Genomic DNA, 16098 nt, shown 5'->3' with positions numbered 1-16098 from the left:
TTCACACCAACCATCAGTTCTCTTAACTATTTTAATTTTCTACTATTTCTTATCATCGCTTTCTTAAATAATAGTGGAAACATCACTAAAAGTCAACAAACCAAGTCATTAAAAAAAGGCGTCTTACGCCTCTTCATTTTTAGATCCTTCTTTAACAATTGCCATGAGAACAATATTGGTTACGATTAATCCCGCTGCCAAAAGCATTGAAGGCTTACGATTCGCCTTTTTCACTGCTTTATTAACTAATTTCTTCATCATAGCCTCCTATAAATTTATTTTTGATTCCAACTTATCTAAGTGATAAACATCCCAGAGATTAATGCGTTTGATATTTGAGTATTGCTCTGCTTTTTCGGTGAACACACCGTTTGTAACAACAATACCAATTTTTGCTTTATGAAACACCAATGCTGCCGCGAGCTCAGAAATCGCCTCTGTCCCAACTTCTTTAGGATTAAATACAATTTTAAAAGCACAACGCATTCCGTCTTTTTTTGCAACGACATTAACGCCATGAGCATATTTCGTTTCAGGAACTTGAATCGAATCATAACCTAACAATGGCAATAGATTTAGAAAATAATTTACAAATTCTTTTTGATTGCGAACTTCTAAAACCTTTTCAGGTGTTTTAGTTTTAAAAAGCGAAGCTATAAAATTCATATTTAATACCACCTTTCGTTAATCAATAATTAGACCAAGATAACCAATCAACGCACTCGCTTGATCTGCACGAATGCGCATCCCTTTAATGAGTGATGGAGAATAAACAATTGTATCAAATGTACAAGAGGTTAAATCCAAAGCATTGCAACGTGTATCGGATAGATTCAAACCCGTTAGCTCGCAATTTTTAAACTTCATATTTTTATACTTTGCCATCATCAACGACGACTCATTCAGTCGACATCCGTCAAACAAAACATTTTCGAAACTTGATTGCGATAAATTCATAAAATTCATAAGCGTATCTTTAAAAACTACATCTTTAACTTTGCTGTCATAAATTTCACTGGCCATTAACTTACAGGACAGAAATTCACAACGGTATAAATAACTTTTTTGCAATGAGTGATTACTTAGGTCACAGCGGTCAAACACGACATCTAAAAACTCCGCACGATCACAAGCATCCATCTCGAATTCACATTTACTAAAACAAACTTGTTCACACTTTACTAATGCGTGATCTTGATAAATCAAACAAGATTCATACCGAGTATTACGCTTTAATTCCGAAAATAGCACTCGAGCATTGCTCACTACAAACTCTTCGATAAATTGAGGTCTTTTCATAATGTCTCTTTTCTATAGATTGCAAGACCAAACTCCAGACCCACATTGAGGTGTGAATACTTTGTCAGTCTATCAATATTTTCTTTAGGCGTGCGATGTGCATACGGTGTCATCGCGAAAACATTTAAAATATCCTCGGTCGATGTAATGTCGATAGGCCCCTTAATTTGCATTACATCAAGCAATTGAAATCCTTCATACATCTTCACATCAACATCATTGGGATAAGGTTGATCATAAACAATTTCTTTCAGTTCCATCAAATGATTTGCAAGTGGAAATACCTGAATAAAAATGCCATCCTCTTTTAGAACTCTTAGGATTTCTTCAATCTTAAATGGCGCAAAAACAGATAAACACCCGTCAAAGGTATCGCTCATAATCGGTAAATCAAAGGTACTTCCAACAGCGAGCGTTAAATCGCAATTTCGTCTTAATCCTAAATCAACGGCATTCTTAGAAATATCAACACCATAAATCGTTCGTCCAGGCTTAAGTAACGATTCTGTATACCAACATTCACCACAACCAGCATCCAAGATATGATTGCACGAAAACTGATCAAAGACATTTTGAATTTGCTCCAACAACATCGCATAATAACCTTTATCTAAAAAATTTCTTCGTGCCCGAACCATTTGCTTATCATCGCCATGCTGTTTCGTCTTATCTTGCTGTGACATGAGCAAATTTACATAACCACTCTTGGCCCGGTCAAACTGATGACCCTTCGAACAAACGTAAGAACGTTCCTGCTCTTCCAATGCTTGTCCACAATTAGGACACTTAAAATATGTCATATAAATCCCTGCCTTACTTAATTACAATTATACCACACCTAAATCCCTTTTCGACCAACATACTTAACATATTCAATCACTATGTTTATCTTGCAATTTTAGAAAAAAGTTCTATAATTTAAGAGACTAAGGAGGTCATTATGAAAAAAACATTACTAGTCCTACTCGTTTCAATTTTCGTATTAACCGGTTGCACCTCAAATAATCTTATGAAAGATTATAAAGGTTTCACCAAAAAAGATCACCATTATGTAACAACTGATTCGGAAACGATTATTAAGAATTTAGAAGATTCTAAAGAAGGCATCTACTACATCGGTTATGCTGACTGTCCATGGTGTGTTGCATTGGTACCTGAAATGGAAACCGTAATAACAGACTTAGAAACAAGCTATAAAGAACAAGGCATTGAGATCAAACCTGAAATCATGATGTTAGATGTTCAAAATTCTGAATATAGTAATAGCGATGACTTAAAAAAACGCCTATCTGATTGGGATAAGAAACTTCCAGAGGCACTACGTTCAAATGGATATGTACCTTTTGTTGTAGCGATTGATAAAGATGGAAAAATTCAAACACATCTAGGTACGGTTGATGGTCACAAACCTCCAGTAGCACTAACAGAAACTCAAGTTAAATTCCTGCATTTACGTCTTAAAAATATGTTTGACGGAATCGATGCACACAGAAATTAATAAAATTATTAATATTTAAAACCAAAAAACGAATTCCTCTTCTTTAATTAAGAATGGGAATTCGTTTCTTTTATTATAATGACTTATTTAATTGGTTTATGAACAAACCACCAGTCAAGGTACTCTGTATCGCCTTCGTTTGCTTGTGCTTTTCGTTTTTCCGCATCTGCGATTGTTGATGCAGGTGGAACAATACCGTGATCACCAATAAACTCATTATTTGGCCAGTTTTCAGGGATTGCAACACTATATTTATCTGCTGTTTGAAGTGCTTTTGTAGCACGAAGTATCTCATCAATACTACGTCCCACTTCTTGTGGATAATACATTGTTAATCTTAGAACACCTTTATCATCTACGATAAAAACTGCACGAACTGTGTTTGTTCCCATTGCAGAGTGAAGCATACCAAGTTGTGATGCTGCACGTCCTAATTCATCCGCAATAATTGGGAATGGAATCTTGACGTTTGCATGTTCATCAATCCATTCGATCCATTTCATATGAGCATGAACACCATCAATTGATAACCCAATTAATTCTGCTCCAATTGCATTAAACTCATCGGCAGCTTTCGCAAATCCAATAAACTCTGTTGTACACACAGGTGTAAAGTCACTTGGGTGACTAAATAGAACGAACCATTTTCCTTCATATGCATCCGGTAAAGTCATTTGACCTTGAGTGGTTTTCACATTTAATGTAGGAAATTTTTCTCCCAACAATGGGAATGTACTGTTGTTTTCCATATATATCCTCCTAGTATAGGGCACTTGCCTTATACATCCATTATAGTGATAATGATTATCATTGTCAATGAAATCTAATGATAATCTAAGCTCATTTATGGTATGCTTGTGTTATATTTACAAGGATTGAGGGAGCTTATGCCAAAGATAATACATAATATTGAAGAAGAAATATTTGCGAGTGCAGAACATCTTTTTTATTTACACGACTATGAAGATGTGAGTATGAAGATGATTGCTAAGGAAACAAACATAGCCGTTGGTACGCTTTATAATTATTATCGCGATAAAGCGTCACTGTATGCCGCTGTAGTGCATAAAAGTTGGGCTGATACATTTGCTCGTTTAAAAAATTGCATTACGACAGAGGTCGACTTTAACGCAAAATTTCGTAAACGTTTAGAGGTTTTATACTACGACTCCGAAAAAAGACATGGACTTGGAGTTCATTTTAAACGAGTTCGAGGAATGAATGCTGAGAGCTTAGAAGATCTACAAGGTTTTGTTCTTACGAATATTAAAGAAGTCTTTAAAGATATGCCCATTGCGAATCCTTGGGTATTTGATACTGAAATCATCACAAAGTTAATTTATTCATTATTATCTAATCTTTCATTTTTGATTGAAAATTATCCGTTATCAAAACAGGATAACATTGATTTTCTATATCATTCATTAATTGCTTTCTTCCAATAACTTATAAAAAAGACCACATTTTCTGAATGTGGTCTTTTTAAAAACTTGTAATGTGGTTGTATAAAGATTGATCAATATGTTCCTGTTCTTCAAGTTTCACAAGCATTGCCTGCATATTTTCTGTGAAGTGCGGCATAGGTACACATTGACGTTTTCCTTCTTGATAAACCTCATAACAGATATACATTAAATCATCGATGTTGTTATGTCTCTTCATTGATTCGCGCGCAATACGACTTGTTTTAAACTTTACCTTCATTCCCCAACCAGAAATTCCTGCTGGAAATTTATACGGTAAAATCTCTTGTTTAAAATGATTCATGTTAATCCCTCTTCCACGAGCGATTAACAACGTTTCTCGTATTGTACGTATACAGTGGGCTAATGCCTTACTGTTTGTCATGACATACTCGACAGAGGGACCTGGAAAACTAAGATTTCCATAAAGTGCCACGGTAGAAACAATCGCTGCACTTACGGACATCCTCACCCACATCCATTCCAACATATCATGTGGAATCTCAAATGTTATATCACAACTTTTAAATAGGGACATCATAAGGTTATAGTTTTGAATGCGAGCATGTGATTTCGACTCAATCATAACATATTCATTAACAACTGCTTTAAGAACTCCGTCCTCATCCATTGAGCCACCACCCACAGGATATCCTAAAATATAATTGTAGAAGCCCATGATTTCATCAAGACGTTTATGATCTGTCCATACTCCAGTGAATAGTAATACGGTACCATGAATTTTCGCATTCCTTAAACAATCCATTGCTTCTTTTAGATTTCCTGATGACACGCTAACAAAAATAAAGTCATACTCTTTTTTGGTTGATGGATTAATTTTATAGTCGTAGGATAGTTCTTTTCCTTTAGGATTAAGTCTTCCATCAAGTAACTTCACATGAACACAATCGACATGTTCTTTTCCTTCGCGAAGGAAATGTTCCACATTATGACCGGCACGAGAAAACAAAGAACCATAAAGCGTTCCAATCGTCCCAAGTCCAAGAATTAAAATATCCATGAGCTCACGCCTCACTTCCTTTAACTCTATTTTAAACGATTTCTAAATTATTTTCATCTTTCTTATTGTTTTCTCAAACGATTATAGTTCCGATAGAACCGTTGATAACGTCTTCTTGAGATTGGCAAACGCGTTCCATCGTTTAAAAATAGCAAACTCGAAGACACTGCCCTCACATATTTTAAATTAACCATTATTCCACGATAACAGTGTTCAAATGTAAATCGTGATAATAGATTTTCCCAAATCGAAAAGATACGATTACTATAAAATCTTCCATTCTTCGTTACAACTGCAATTTTTCTACCTTCTGTTTCCACATAATAAATATCCTCTGCGCAGACACGTTGCGATGGTTTTCCATCAATTACAATGCAATCAGACCAAGGACGGTGCTCCTGAATAATCGTCAACAAGCATTGATAAAGTTTATTCGGACAAAATGGAATATGATATGTATATTTTAGGATATCATCCACCATAGGAACATCTAGATACACAACATGTTGATCTAATCCTTGGTGTTTTGAATGCGCACAATTATGATCTGTAATCACAATTTGATAGTGTTGATCAACTTTTCGAACAGAATCCGCAACAATTGGTAACAATAAAATCTCACTACATTGCATCACTACTTTTTTCACAAGTTCTCGATTTTTTTCTGTTTTAATACACATGGCAATAAATATCACTTCGATCACCTCACATCTTTCTCCACAAATTTATCGAATGTATAAACGCTTGTAAATGCAGTTTGCTTAAGTGGTATTTATTTGCATAAGTGGTATTTTTAATTACACTTTTTTTCATACAATGCCTAATCATTTACCTTGACTTATACCGACTACAAACGTAATCTATAAGCAGAGGTGATTCAATGAAACACACGAAATTGGTATCAGATTCAGAATGGGAAGTATTACGCGTATTGTGGACACTAAATCATGCCACAAGTCGTGAGGTGGCCGACCATTTTAAAAACGTTAAGAACTGGGAACCTGCGACAACAAAAACATTGATTAGCCGTTTGGTGAAAAAAGGTTACGTTAAAGCGGATACTGAAGGTAAAGCTTATGTCTACCGTCCTACAATGACTGAGAAACAAGGAACGCAGAGTCGAATCATGGAAGCATTTGATTCAATATGTGCTCAAGAAGTTGGAAGTACGTTGCGAAATATTATCGATCATTATGATCTTTCGCATCAGGATAAGAAGATGTTGATGGTTGCGTTGAACGATAAAGAAGCCGTTGATTCTGTTGACTGTAACTGCGTTGTTTCATGCGGTTGTGACCAAGATAACTGTAGCTGCAAGAAAGCGTAATACGCTTTCTTTTTTTGTTCTTAAGAGAGTCTTAATAGGTTTTAATACCAATCTCTCATATAATAGAAGCGAAAGGGGATTTTTATGAAAACATTCAAAATACTTGAGACACTTAAGAAAAGTTTTATTCAAATCAAAGATGACACATTTCGCTACGTACTCATTATAATTCTTGCAGAATCAATGTCGTTACTCTTAATTAAACAGATTGCGGATCGCGTCTTTAAAATAGCTCTTTTTAGAGCAAACATCATCGGTATCACAAACGAAAATTTTTGGGAACTCTTAGGAAGTCCCACGTCACTTTTATTTTTAATTATAAGTGTCCTACTCATCGCTATTTTTATTTTATTCCAACTTACTATAATCATTAAATTCGCGAATCGTCCCTATGAAAATCGGAAATTGGGAAAAAATGATTTTATCAAACCGCTACGTAAAATATTTTCATCGGAAATTTTACTCATATTAGTTTATATATTTCTAATCATGCCTAATGCGAATATCGGCCTCACAACAAATATAACATCCAATGTACACTTACCCAGATTTGTTGTCGATGCCGTATTGGAAAATCCTGCAGGCTTAATCGCATATACTACAGCTATTGTCGCTGCCTTCATTTTAAATATTAAACTCTTTTTCACACCTGTCATCTTTATAACACGAGATGATCTTAGTTTTATAGACGCTGCGAAAGCGAGTTGGGAACTAACCAAAAAAAGAAGTTTCAAAATATTCCAACTTGTTACGGTAATTACCTTATTAACGTCTGCTATCACAGTTGCAGGTGTATTCCTTCTCTCTATCCCGATGGCTATAGTACCTGATACCAATATTCAAGTTGCCAAAATTACAGGAGCACTTTCTGTATCTCTAATCTTCTTTTTTCTAGCATTTACGATTTCGTACTCAAGTATCTTTACCTTACAAGCAACTGTCGTTGCATATCATGAGATTCTTGGAGAAAAACCATATTTACGCGAAAAAAACTTTGCGCCTAAAAAACACCATCTTCTCGTTAATATTGTGATGGTCGCTGTATTTATTGTTTTTGGTGTTAATGTATACTTGAATACACCCAGCGACGCTTTGACTTCCTCAACCAAAGTCGTATCACACCGGGGCGAATCGGTAAAAGCAATTGAGAATACACTTGAATCGTTACAAATTGCAAGTACCTACAAGCCTGACTACGTTGAAATGGACATTCAAATGACACAAGATGGACATCTCGTTGTATTCCATGATAATACGTTAAAACGCCTTAGCAAGCAATCTGACAACATTCATCTTCTTACACTTGAGGAAATTCAAAAAGTAGTCTTAGAACATAATGGATATGAAAGTCGAATTCCTACTTTTGATGAATATGTTGCCGAAGCAAAAAAACTTAACCAACCTCTCATGGTTGAGCTTAAGACTTCAAAGTATGATCAAGATGACTTTATCGATAAAATGATTGCCACGCTCGACAAATATGAAATGCGTCCTGTGACCGCCTTTCAATCACTCGATAAAACCGCTATTCTAAAACTTAAGCAAAACTACCCAGATACATATACCGGTTACATATTAGGCTTAAACATTGGTGGATTAGAACGATTGGATGTCGATTTTTATTCTATCGAAGATTCCTCGATTTCTTCTCGTACATTAAATGATATCGAACGTTACAATAAAGACCTTTTCGTTTGGACTGTAAACGAAGAAGATCGTATGGATTTATACCTAACCATGGAAGTTACGGGAATTATAACTGATCATGTAGAAGCTGCACAAAAAGTTATTGAAGATCTAAAAGCAGCAACACCCTTTGATCGAATTTATAAGGATGTATTATCTTCATTAAAATAAAATTGTGAAAGTCATACTCCAATCAACGTTTTCTTAACAAACTCTTTGTTTCTATACTAAAATCACTGTTTTTCTTAAAAACCGGTGCTACAAGCCTTTTCAATTTAAGTGAAAATCTATAAACTTATGCCGAGAGGATGTTGTAAGTATGAAAAAAAAGTATTTAATTGTATTTCTAATTATTACCAATCTATGTTCTTTAAGCTACATTGGTTGGAAGCAATCACAACCTGTTCCCTATAAATCTGAGTTAAGAGTATTTGTCGAAGAAATATCTCGAATTACCAGCGAAAGCCCCGATATTATTAAGGAAGAAATTCGAACTCTTGCTAAAGACAATAATTTAAATAAAATGGAAGCTGCACAGATTCGGCTACGAGATGCGATTTTGTCACAAAACGAGCACAATCTATTTCAAGAATAAGGACCGCATTTAGCGGTCCTTATTTATTTCATCCATCGCTAATTTAATGGCACCTGCGATTGTCGCAGGATTATTACGGGGTTGTCCAAAATGGTGCGATACTTCCTCCATTTGTTCAAGAAAACACTCTTGAAACAACTTAGAATCGATTAATTCTCTATCCACGGTTTCATTATAAATATATGTATACTCTCGAAGACCTTGTTCAAACCAATACACTTGATCCGAGCTCACTGCGTACGCCCTCAACCAATCCCAAATAATTTGAGGATGACTGACATTAGGATTATCGATATGGCAATGCTTACAAAGCAATACAAAATTCGATGGAGTATCCACGCCACCTAAAGACTCCGCAAGAATATGACAACGATCTAAACGTTTTTTTATACCACATCGCCAACAGTGTGTGCCTGCTTGCTTCGAAGTCACAGTCAAATTGAGCGCGTCAATTTGGGATGCCCAATAATCCGCAATCTCTTGTTTAGTTGTCTTGATTCGTTTTGTCATTATAACCTCCTACAAAAATAACACAGATATCTGTGTTATTTTTTCATTGATTCAATTGCTTGTTCTAATTTTTTATGGGGATCTTCCCATCCTTTAGGTTTGATAGTTTTCCCATCTTCATTGTAGTGCGGTTTACCATCTTCCCATAACTTACTCATATTTGCGTGTTGAACGATTTCAAAGAGTGGTTCCGGTTCAATTCCCATCTCTACAAGTGTTCCTAAAGCAAAATAAATTGTATCGATCATCGCATCTGCTTGTTCGACAATATCTTCCGCTTCAATAAATTCATTAATTTCTTCAAGCATCCATGCATATCGTTTCGCTGCACGATCTGCATCCATCATTACAGGCTCATCTTTAACCGGATGTCCAAATTTCTCATGAAATTCCTTAACGGCATTAAATTCTTTATTCATTCCCATAGTAAACTCCTTTTATATCTGATATTAAGATATGTTGTCTTAATCATATCAAATAAAGTAGGGAAATTCATGTCATTGACTTACCTTTATCTTCTGCGACGATTTACCATGATAAGCGCCATTCCTAAACCAACAAGGAAAACTGATTCATATTTTGATGACATACCAGTGAGTGGCAAATAATTTTCGTTTGCAGAATCATCAGGATTCGTGTGTTCTGGGTATTCCGTTCCGATATCTGTCGGTTTGTCCATCGGATTTTCCGTTGGTTTGTCTGTTGGTTTGTCTGTTGGTTTGTCTGTTGGTTTGTCCGCTTTATGTTCTTCAAGCTTTTTGTATGCAGTCATTAAATTATGATATCCTTCATCGACATCATCTTGTGTTATGCCCTCTTGACTTAATAACACCTTCACATCATCCAAGACAATTTCAAGCGCATTCCAACTCTCAGAAGTATATTTACTTTTTACTAAATTCTCGATTAATTGAATCAAACCTTTTATTTGATTCAATTCCAGACTTACCGCAAGATTTACTGCTTCAAATTCTTTATAGATTACCGTACGATGGTCTTCGAATTCAACTTTCATAATTACATCTTGGCTTGTCGTCATTTTACGACTTAGATTTTCGCGAGGAACATTATAAAATGATGTGGTGATGTTGGAATCCCCTGCACTCACCTTTAAATCTTCCAAATGATATTTATGTTTAAAATCAATCGTTTTCGTATCCAGTTCAATTAATGCTTCACCCAGTTCGATTTTCTCTATATTTTTGGTAATTGGGGCATTCCGGAGTATGTGTATGACATGCGTATCTGTTGTAATACCATCTTCTGCACGTGCTTTAACATGATAGCTTGTTACGCCATTAAAAATGTCTAATTGCACAGTCCCCACTTCATCGATGGTTTTAAATATACCGTGGTCTTCATTCACAACAGTAATATTCTCATTTGGTACGTTTGTTTTGATTTTAAGTTCGAGCGTATTCTCACGATCAGTATAAATAAACGAGTCACGTTGGTTTAAATCAACCGTTCCAAACGATGGTTTAATATCTTGAATCTCAACGGCGTTCGACTTAACTTTATTAAGATAAACGTGTTTGTTATCAAGTGTAATCGAATCACGATTTTCAATTGATACCGCTTGTAATTTTCCATCTAAATCAATGTAAGATAATTTAAGAAGATCTGCCGGAATTGTGAGAGTCATCTTATCTTCAAGTTTTTGATTATGGATTGAAGCATAAGCTTCTTGATCTTGGGTTGTATAGGTTTGGTGGATACGATTTGAGAATTTCCCACTTGATGCTTGATGAATTACATCAATGTCATATGTTCTCCCATCCTGTAAGTAGAGTATAGCCTTATCCACATATTTTAATTGCTCTTGATTTCTCACAAATACATGCGTTTTCCCTTCATAATTCGTTTTAACGTGATACATGTTTGCCTCTGTATGCACAATATCAAGGGTTTCAAGGTTATACGTATTCGAATCTGGAATTTGTATTTTAAGTGGTTCTACACCTTCACGCTCAGAAAGTGAACCATTATAGACTTTAAGATCACTCACTTCAAATGTGCGATTATTTTGCGTATTACCCCATCCTGCAAACGCTAATACAGGATTCTCCCCCAGATGCTCAATATTTTCAAAGGTATGAATGAGTTTAAATCCTTCTTCTTTCAGAACATAGGCATTAACTTTGTGATTGAGGTGCTCCAATGCGAAAGTTTGTTTTACTTTAGGATTATCCTCAATTGTGTTGGTTGCTGCTTCTTTACCTTGTCCATGAATCTCTTGTACAAACCCAATTCCATCTGCATGAGCACGTTTTCCAATTGAGATGTAATTATCACGATCTAACGATCCATCTTGTTTTTGCTTCATAAGCATCATATAACTCGAATCCCAGCTGTTAGCAGCACGTAATGGTAATCCATCCAATGTCGCCACAATCACGCGGTTTCCGTCATTAAGCGGTTTTAAATCAACACCTACAAGATTTGATAAGCGGTTATCGTTCCCCCATAAATCTTGACCATTCTCACGATCAATTGAGAATGATGTCGAATTAAGACTTAATCCTTTATTCTGATCTTCTATTGAGATTCGTGGATTTAAAACAAGTTGGTCCTCGGGATTATCCACAACGAAGTACACAACACCTTCTTTACCTTCATGGTTTATGGATGCTTTCGCAATGCCACTTTTCTTAATATTTGGTGTTCCATTTTCGAATGAAATAATTGCCTCATCCAAACTCTTAATATGTAAGTCCTGTAAACGGATTGCAACGCCATCGATAAGAACGGATAACGATTCACTGGAAGGATTCATTTGTATAATCGGATCCTCCACATTGAGTTTTTGAGTTTTTGATTCATCAACAGTTATTGATTTAATGTTTGATTTAATAAGTGTATCGTTCCAAACGGTATAAGCATAAATATCCGTCTTTCCGGATTGGTGTGCTCGAATGATTCCATCACCATCCACACTCGCAATGTCTGGATGGGTCGATACATAATGTATGTCACCAACAGGTTCTGTCGGATTACGATTTTCACGCTGGGTTAGGATATGTAAATCCTTATCTTTAATCTCATAATGATGATCTTGCATGCCTTCAATGAGAACATTTTTCTTGAGTCCATCATCATAAGTATTACCCTCTACAAATACATTTTTGCTGTTTTTAAATTCTAAGATATTCGCGACAGATCCAGAATTATTCTCAGGACCATTTGGCAAGACCTCTAAACCTTCAACTTGATTGCCATTTGCTTCAAGACGAAGTGGGTATTCACTCCCGAGAGCAAGTGTTTCATCTCCATCAAGATGGAGTTTAATCTCCGGTTTAAGTCGGAGTATTTTATTGTTTATAAATGTAAGGTTCTCAACGCTTTCAGCTCGTAGTACCCCATCACTTTCCAAGTAAAATGTATTGTCTTCAATAAGAATATTTTTATGGATTGGATTCTCTGCAGATGGGAACTGACCTCCTTTAGTAACAGGATGGAAGTAGATAGCTGGTGCATATTTCCACCATGTTCTTCCTAGAGATCGAATTTTAAATGTATTATTTCGTATTTCTAAATCACGAATAGGACCTGATTCATACCATTCATCCGAGTCATTGGAGAAAAACAAGGTTGGCATTGTTGGAGCATCAAAGCGATTGTCTTCGATGATAACCTTCTTTCGAGATGTTACAAGAATCATACGCGTAAAGACATTTTTAAAATCATTGTTTTTAATAAGAATTTCAGGTGTGTATGTAATGTTTTCCGCTACATACTTCGGTTGATTTCCAATTTTCTCATCCACATAACTTGGAATCGCTTCTTCAAATTCCACAACCATTTTACGCGGATCACTCGAATTGGGTCCTTGAACACGTTTGACGGTATACTCTGTTTCAGAGTCTTTGGATTCCAGGGTATCACGCGAGTAGAATACTACCTTATCTCCAGGGTAGAATTGTGGAAAACCACCCTGTTGTTTATGAATATAATTTAATTGTAAGGTCGTATCGGATATTCTTTTTTCTACACGAGTAAACGTTCCATGAATATTGATGGGATCATCATGGGTATTATTGAAGAATGAATTGGTAATTTCAATTTTCCCTTTTGAGCCGGATACATGAATGCCATCGGCATAGCTAGAAGTGTTTTTTCCGGTCTCAATATCTGTTTCCATTCTTAAACGATTAAAATAGACATTCTCGGACATCTGAACAAGAAGCCCAAATCCATGCATGTAGGAAATCTTAACATCCTCAAATGTCACGTCTTTACTTTCCCATACCAGCGCACCGGCGGTACTGCGTTCAGTATTTGATAGTAATTGGTAGTTCATACCTATTACGGGATCAATTTGGGGCTTTGTGTTGTAGGTGAACCGTAAAAGACCACTGGATAAGGTTTCAATATTGGAGACACCATGGAAAGGGTCTTGGTTCGCATAATAGCTCCGCCCCATCATTTCAGTCGGATATTTTACTTGAATTCCATAGTTGCGGTGACCATTACGTTCCGTCCAATACGGATTGCCACTTGAATCTAATTCTGATTTCCACAGGATAGAATTTCCTTGGATCTCATAATTAAAATAAGATGGTATATAGAAATCAACTGTTTTGTTATCGGTATCGAAATCAAAAACAGTCATTTCGGATGTTGTGGGAACTAAAAAATCCCATGATAAATTTTGAATTTTGATATTTGAAGACTTCACAACACCCAAAGCCATCATATTCCCTTCGAAAAGTATTTGTGACCCTTGACCATTGAGTGTTAGATTATGGTTATCTTCGATTAAAAGTCCAATATGTTTGGTTGGAAAATCAACACTGTCTGTATTGGATGTGTGGATTTCCCGCGTTTGCGCAAACTCTTTGGTTATACGGTATGTTCCGGGATCAAACTGAACTTCGACCGGTCCTTCAAATGCTTTGGCTTCCTCAAGTGCTTTGGTGACTGCCGGTCCACTTTCTTTCATTCCCGATGCATCCGCACCATAATCATTTACTGAGATGATTTTCATAGAGTCGTCCCCACTAATTTTTGTAATTGGTAACAATGGTATCGCTAGGCTAACTGATAAAAGTGTCATAACCATGCGATATTTACTTTTTTTCATATTCCCCTCCTGTATACGCTTTCATTAATCATTATAGTTAAATCTATGACGACTATCAACTTTAAACACGTAAACATTTGGAGTTAAAGATACTGAAATTTACTAAACATATATCCTCCTTCTAAAAATTTATATGAATGTGCGCAAATGATTGGAATATTTTGTTGGGAATTTGTTATATTTAAGATACAAAGTGATTAAAAAGAACCGGATTTCTATTTTAAAAACTGGTTCTTGATAAAGAAAGTAGGTCCCAATGAAAAAGGTAAAGAATGTTATTATTGGTTTTGGAAAAGGCGGAAAAACACTCGCAAAAAGACTTGCTTCTGAACAAGAAGAGGTCTTAGTTATTGAAAAATCACCTGAAATGTATGGTGGTACATGTATTAATATTGGATGTATTCCCTCAAAAGCTTTAATTCACGGCAGTGAGGCTCACATCCCCTTTAAAAATGCAGTCAGTTCGAAAGACCAGACGGTCTCCCTTCTTCGAAATAAGAATTATCACATGCTTAGTGACAATCCACTCATTACAGTTGTAGATGGCGCGGCCCGTTTTGTTTCAAACACAATTCTCGAAGTAACAAGCGATGCGATGGAAACATATCAAATCGAAGCCGAACGGATTTTTATTAATACGGGATCTGTTCCCATCCCCCCTCAGTCCCCAACGCTTCAAAACAGTCAGTATCTTATCGATTCAACGCAAGCCATGAATCTCACAAATCTTCCTTCTGATTTAGTTATTATCGGAGCTGGATATATTGGCTTGGAATTTGCTTCAATGTTTAAGGCTTATGGTTCTAATGTGACCATCCTTGATGAAAAAGAGGTATTCCTTCCACGTGAAGATCGTGATATCGCGAATTCGATTTATGATACGCTTACAGATATGGGAATCTCGATTAATATGGGCGTTACGATCAGCGCTGTGGATGATTACCAAGACCATGCTTTGGTAACTTATATCACCCAAGATGAACTTCACAGTATTAGAGCCTCTAAAATACTCGGTGCAATCGGCCGTAAGCCAAACACTGATGATTTAGGCTTACAAAATACAGATATCAAACGGGATCAACGTGGGGCAATTATCGTTGATGCACACCTTAAAACAAATGCGCCCAACATTTGGGCATTAGGTGATGTGAAAGGTGGACAACAGTTTACTTATATATCTTTGGATGATTTCCGCATTGTGGAAGATGATCTCTTTGGGGATCGACAACGCACAACTGAAAATCGAACATCTGTACCCTATACCCTGTTTATCACACCACCACTTTCACGAGTTGGGCTTACTGAACAACAAGCTCTCGAACAAAACATCGATTACCAGGTGTTCAAACAACCTCTAAGCACCATCCCTAAAGCACATGTGAGCGGCAATACAAAAGGGCTCTTCAAAATCCTAATTGACCGGTCCACAAATCAAATCATTGGTGCTTCTCTCTTTGGGATTGAGTCTCATGAAATGATTAACTTAATAACCCTTGCCATGGATTTAAAACTCGATTATCGAATCTTGCGGGATCGTATTTACACACATCCTACAATCACCGAGTCCTTAAACGACATCTTGAAATAAAAAAACAGAGTGGAACGCACATATTTGC

At 36.1% G+C, this 16098-nt stretch carries 16 protein-coding genes and 1 other annotated feature (1 of these 17 cut by a window edge); of the genes, 6 read left to right on the top strand and 10 right to left on the bottom strand.

Features of this window, described 5'->3' with window-relative positions; all coding sequences use genetic code 11:
- Positions 1–65 (bottom strand) — a binding site (T-box leader); it reaches 141 nt to the left of the window's first position.
- Positions 66–123: 58 nt separating this feature from the next.
- The 4 genes from NMG63_RS09165 to NMG63_RS00985 are packed head-to-tail and all read right to left on the bottom strand — an operon-like array spanning position 124 to position 2099.
- Positions 124–258 (bottom strand): hypothetical protein, encoded by a 135-nt coding sequence (locus NMG63_RS09165; protein WP_256478986.1) that lies wholly within the window; start codon positions 256–258, stop codon positions 124–126.
- Between the two features lie 9 nt (positions 259–267).
- Positions 268–666, bottom strand: coding sequence for a restriction endonuclease (locus NMG63_RS00995; protein ID WP_254007169.1), 399 nt, complete (start codon positions 664–666; stop codon positions 268–270).
- A gap of 18 nt (positions 667–684) precedes the next feature.
- Positions 685–1299: a pentapeptide repeat-containing protein gene (locus NMG63_RS00990; RefSeq protein ID WP_003775809.1), complete on the bottom strand. Its 615-nt coding sequence runs from the start codon at positions 1297–1299 to the stop codon at positions 685–687.
- Entirely contained in the window at positions 1296–2099 is an 804-nt protein-coding gene (locus NMG63_RS00985) for a putative RNA methyltransferase (protein WP_254007168.1), read from the bottom strand. The genes NMG63_RS00990 and NMG63_RS00985 overlap by 4 nt, the downstream gene beginning before the upstream one ends.
- 140 nt (positions 2100–2239) lie before the next feature.
- Here NMG63_RS00985 and NMG63_RS00980 point away from each other — a divergent pair, with 140 nt between their 5' ends.
- A complete protein-coding gene (locus tag NMG63_RS00980; protein ID WP_238048267.1) occupies positions 2240–2797 on the top strand; it encodes a thioredoxin domain-containing protein in 558 nt (185 codons plus the stop codon).
- Positions 2798–2880: 83 nt separating this feature from the next.
- On the opposite strand, the gene NMG63_RS00975 is transcribed toward NMG63_RS00980, so the two are convergent.
- Positions 2881–3546 (bottom strand): peroxiredoxin, encoded by a 666-nt coding sequence (locus NMG63_RS00975; protein WP_003775812.1) that lies wholly within the window; start codon positions 3544–3546, stop codon positions 2881–2883.
- Between the two features lie 138 nt (positions 3547–3684).
- Between NMG63_RS00975 and NMG63_RS00970 the strand changes: the two genes are divergently transcribed.
- The gene (locus tag NMG63_RS00970; protein WP_013852509.1) at positions 3685–4242 is read left to right on the top strand and encodes a TetR/AcrR family transcriptional regulator; all 558 of its coding nucleotides are present in this window, start codon (positions 3685–3687) and stop codon (positions 4240–4242) included.
- 37 nt (positions 4243–4279) lie between these two features.
- Here NMG63_RS00970 and NMG63_RS00965 read toward each other — a convergent pair whose 3' ends face one another.
- The gene (locus NMG63_RS00965; RefSeq protein ID WP_254007167.1) at positions 4280–5281 is read right to left on the bottom strand and encodes a ketopantoate reductase family protein; all 1002 of its coding nucleotides are present in this window, start codon (positions 5279–5281) and stop codon (positions 4280–4282) included.
- A gap of 62 nt (positions 5282–5343) precedes the next feature.
- Positions 5344–5985 carry a LytR/AlgR family response regulator transcription factor gene (locus tag NMG63_RS00960; RefSeq protein ID WP_238048265.1) on the bottom strand — a complete coding sequence of 214 codons (642 nt, stop codon included), beginning with the start codon at positions 5983–5985 and terminating at the stop codon, positions 5344–5346.
- Positions 5986–6161: 176 nt separating this feature from the next.
- Between NMG63_RS00960 and NMG63_RS00955 the strand changes: the two genes are divergently transcribed.
- The 3 genes from NMG63_RS00955 to NMG63_RS00945 all read left to right on the top strand — a co-directional run bounded on the left by NMG63_RS00955 (position 6162) and on the right by NMG63_RS00945 (position 8889).
- Positions 6162–6608: a CopY/TcrY family copper transport repressor gene (locus tag NMG63_RS00955; RefSeq protein ID WP_254007166.1), complete on the top strand. Its 447-nt coding sequence runs from the start codon at positions 6162–6164 to the stop codon at positions 6606–6608.
- Positions 6609–6692: 84 nt separating this feature from the next.
- Positions 6693–8465: a glycerophosphoryl diester phosphodiesterase membrane domain-containing protein gene (locus tag NMG63_RS00950; protein WP_254007165.1), complete on the top strand. Its 1773-nt coding sequence runs from the start codon at positions 6693–6695 to the stop codon at positions 8463–8465.
- Positions 8466–8613: 148 nt separating this feature from the next.
- Positions 8614–8889, top strand: coding sequence for a hypothetical protein (locus tag NMG63_RS00945; RefSeq protein ID WP_254007164.1), 276 nt, complete (start codon positions 8614–8616; stop codon positions 8887–8889).
- A 9-nt stretch (positions 8890–8898) separates the two neighbouring features.
- Here the strand turns inward: NMG63_RS00945 and NMG63_RS00940 are convergent, their stop codons facing one another.
- From NMG63_RS00940 to NMG63_RS00930, 3 genes are all read right to left on the bottom strand, one after another.
- On the bottom strand, positions 8899–9399 hold the full coding sequence (locus NMG63_RS00940) for an HNH endonuclease (RefSeq protein WP_254007163.1): 501 nt from the start codon (positions 9397–9399) through the stop codon (positions 8899–8901).
- Positions 9400–9434: 35 nt separating this feature from the next.
- Positions 9435–9824: a pyrophosphohydrolase domain-containing protein gene (locus NMG63_RS00935; protein WP_123171950.1), complete on the bottom strand. Its 390-nt coding sequence runs from the start codon at positions 9822–9824 to the stop codon at positions 9435–9437.
- Between the two features lie 86 nt (positions 9825–9910).
- A complete protein-coding gene (locus NMG63_RS00930) occupies positions 9911–14482 on the bottom strand; it encodes an alpha-1,3-galactosidase-related protein (protein ID WP_254007162.1) in 4572 nt (1523 codons plus the stop codon).
- A gap of 256 nt (positions 14483–14738) precedes the next feature.
- Here NMG63_RS00930 and NMG63_RS00925 point away from each other — a divergent pair, with 256 nt between their 5' ends.
- Entirely contained in the window at positions 14739–16070 is a 1332-nt protein-coding gene (locus NMG63_RS00925) for an FAD-dependent oxidoreductase (RefSeq protein ID WP_254007161.1), read from the top strand.
- Positions 16071–16098 lie beyond the last annotated feature (28 nt).

The sequence above is a fragment of the Erysipelothrix amsterdamensis genome (assembly GCF_940143175.1).
In the GTDB taxonomy this organism is placed as follows: domain Bacteria; phylum Bacillota_I; class Bacilli_A; order Erysipelotrichales; family Erysipelotrichaceae; genus Erysipelothrix; species Erysipelothrix amsterdamensis.
Note: the sequence above shows the minus strand (reverse complement) of the source record. Positions and strands in the feature narration are given on the sequence as shown.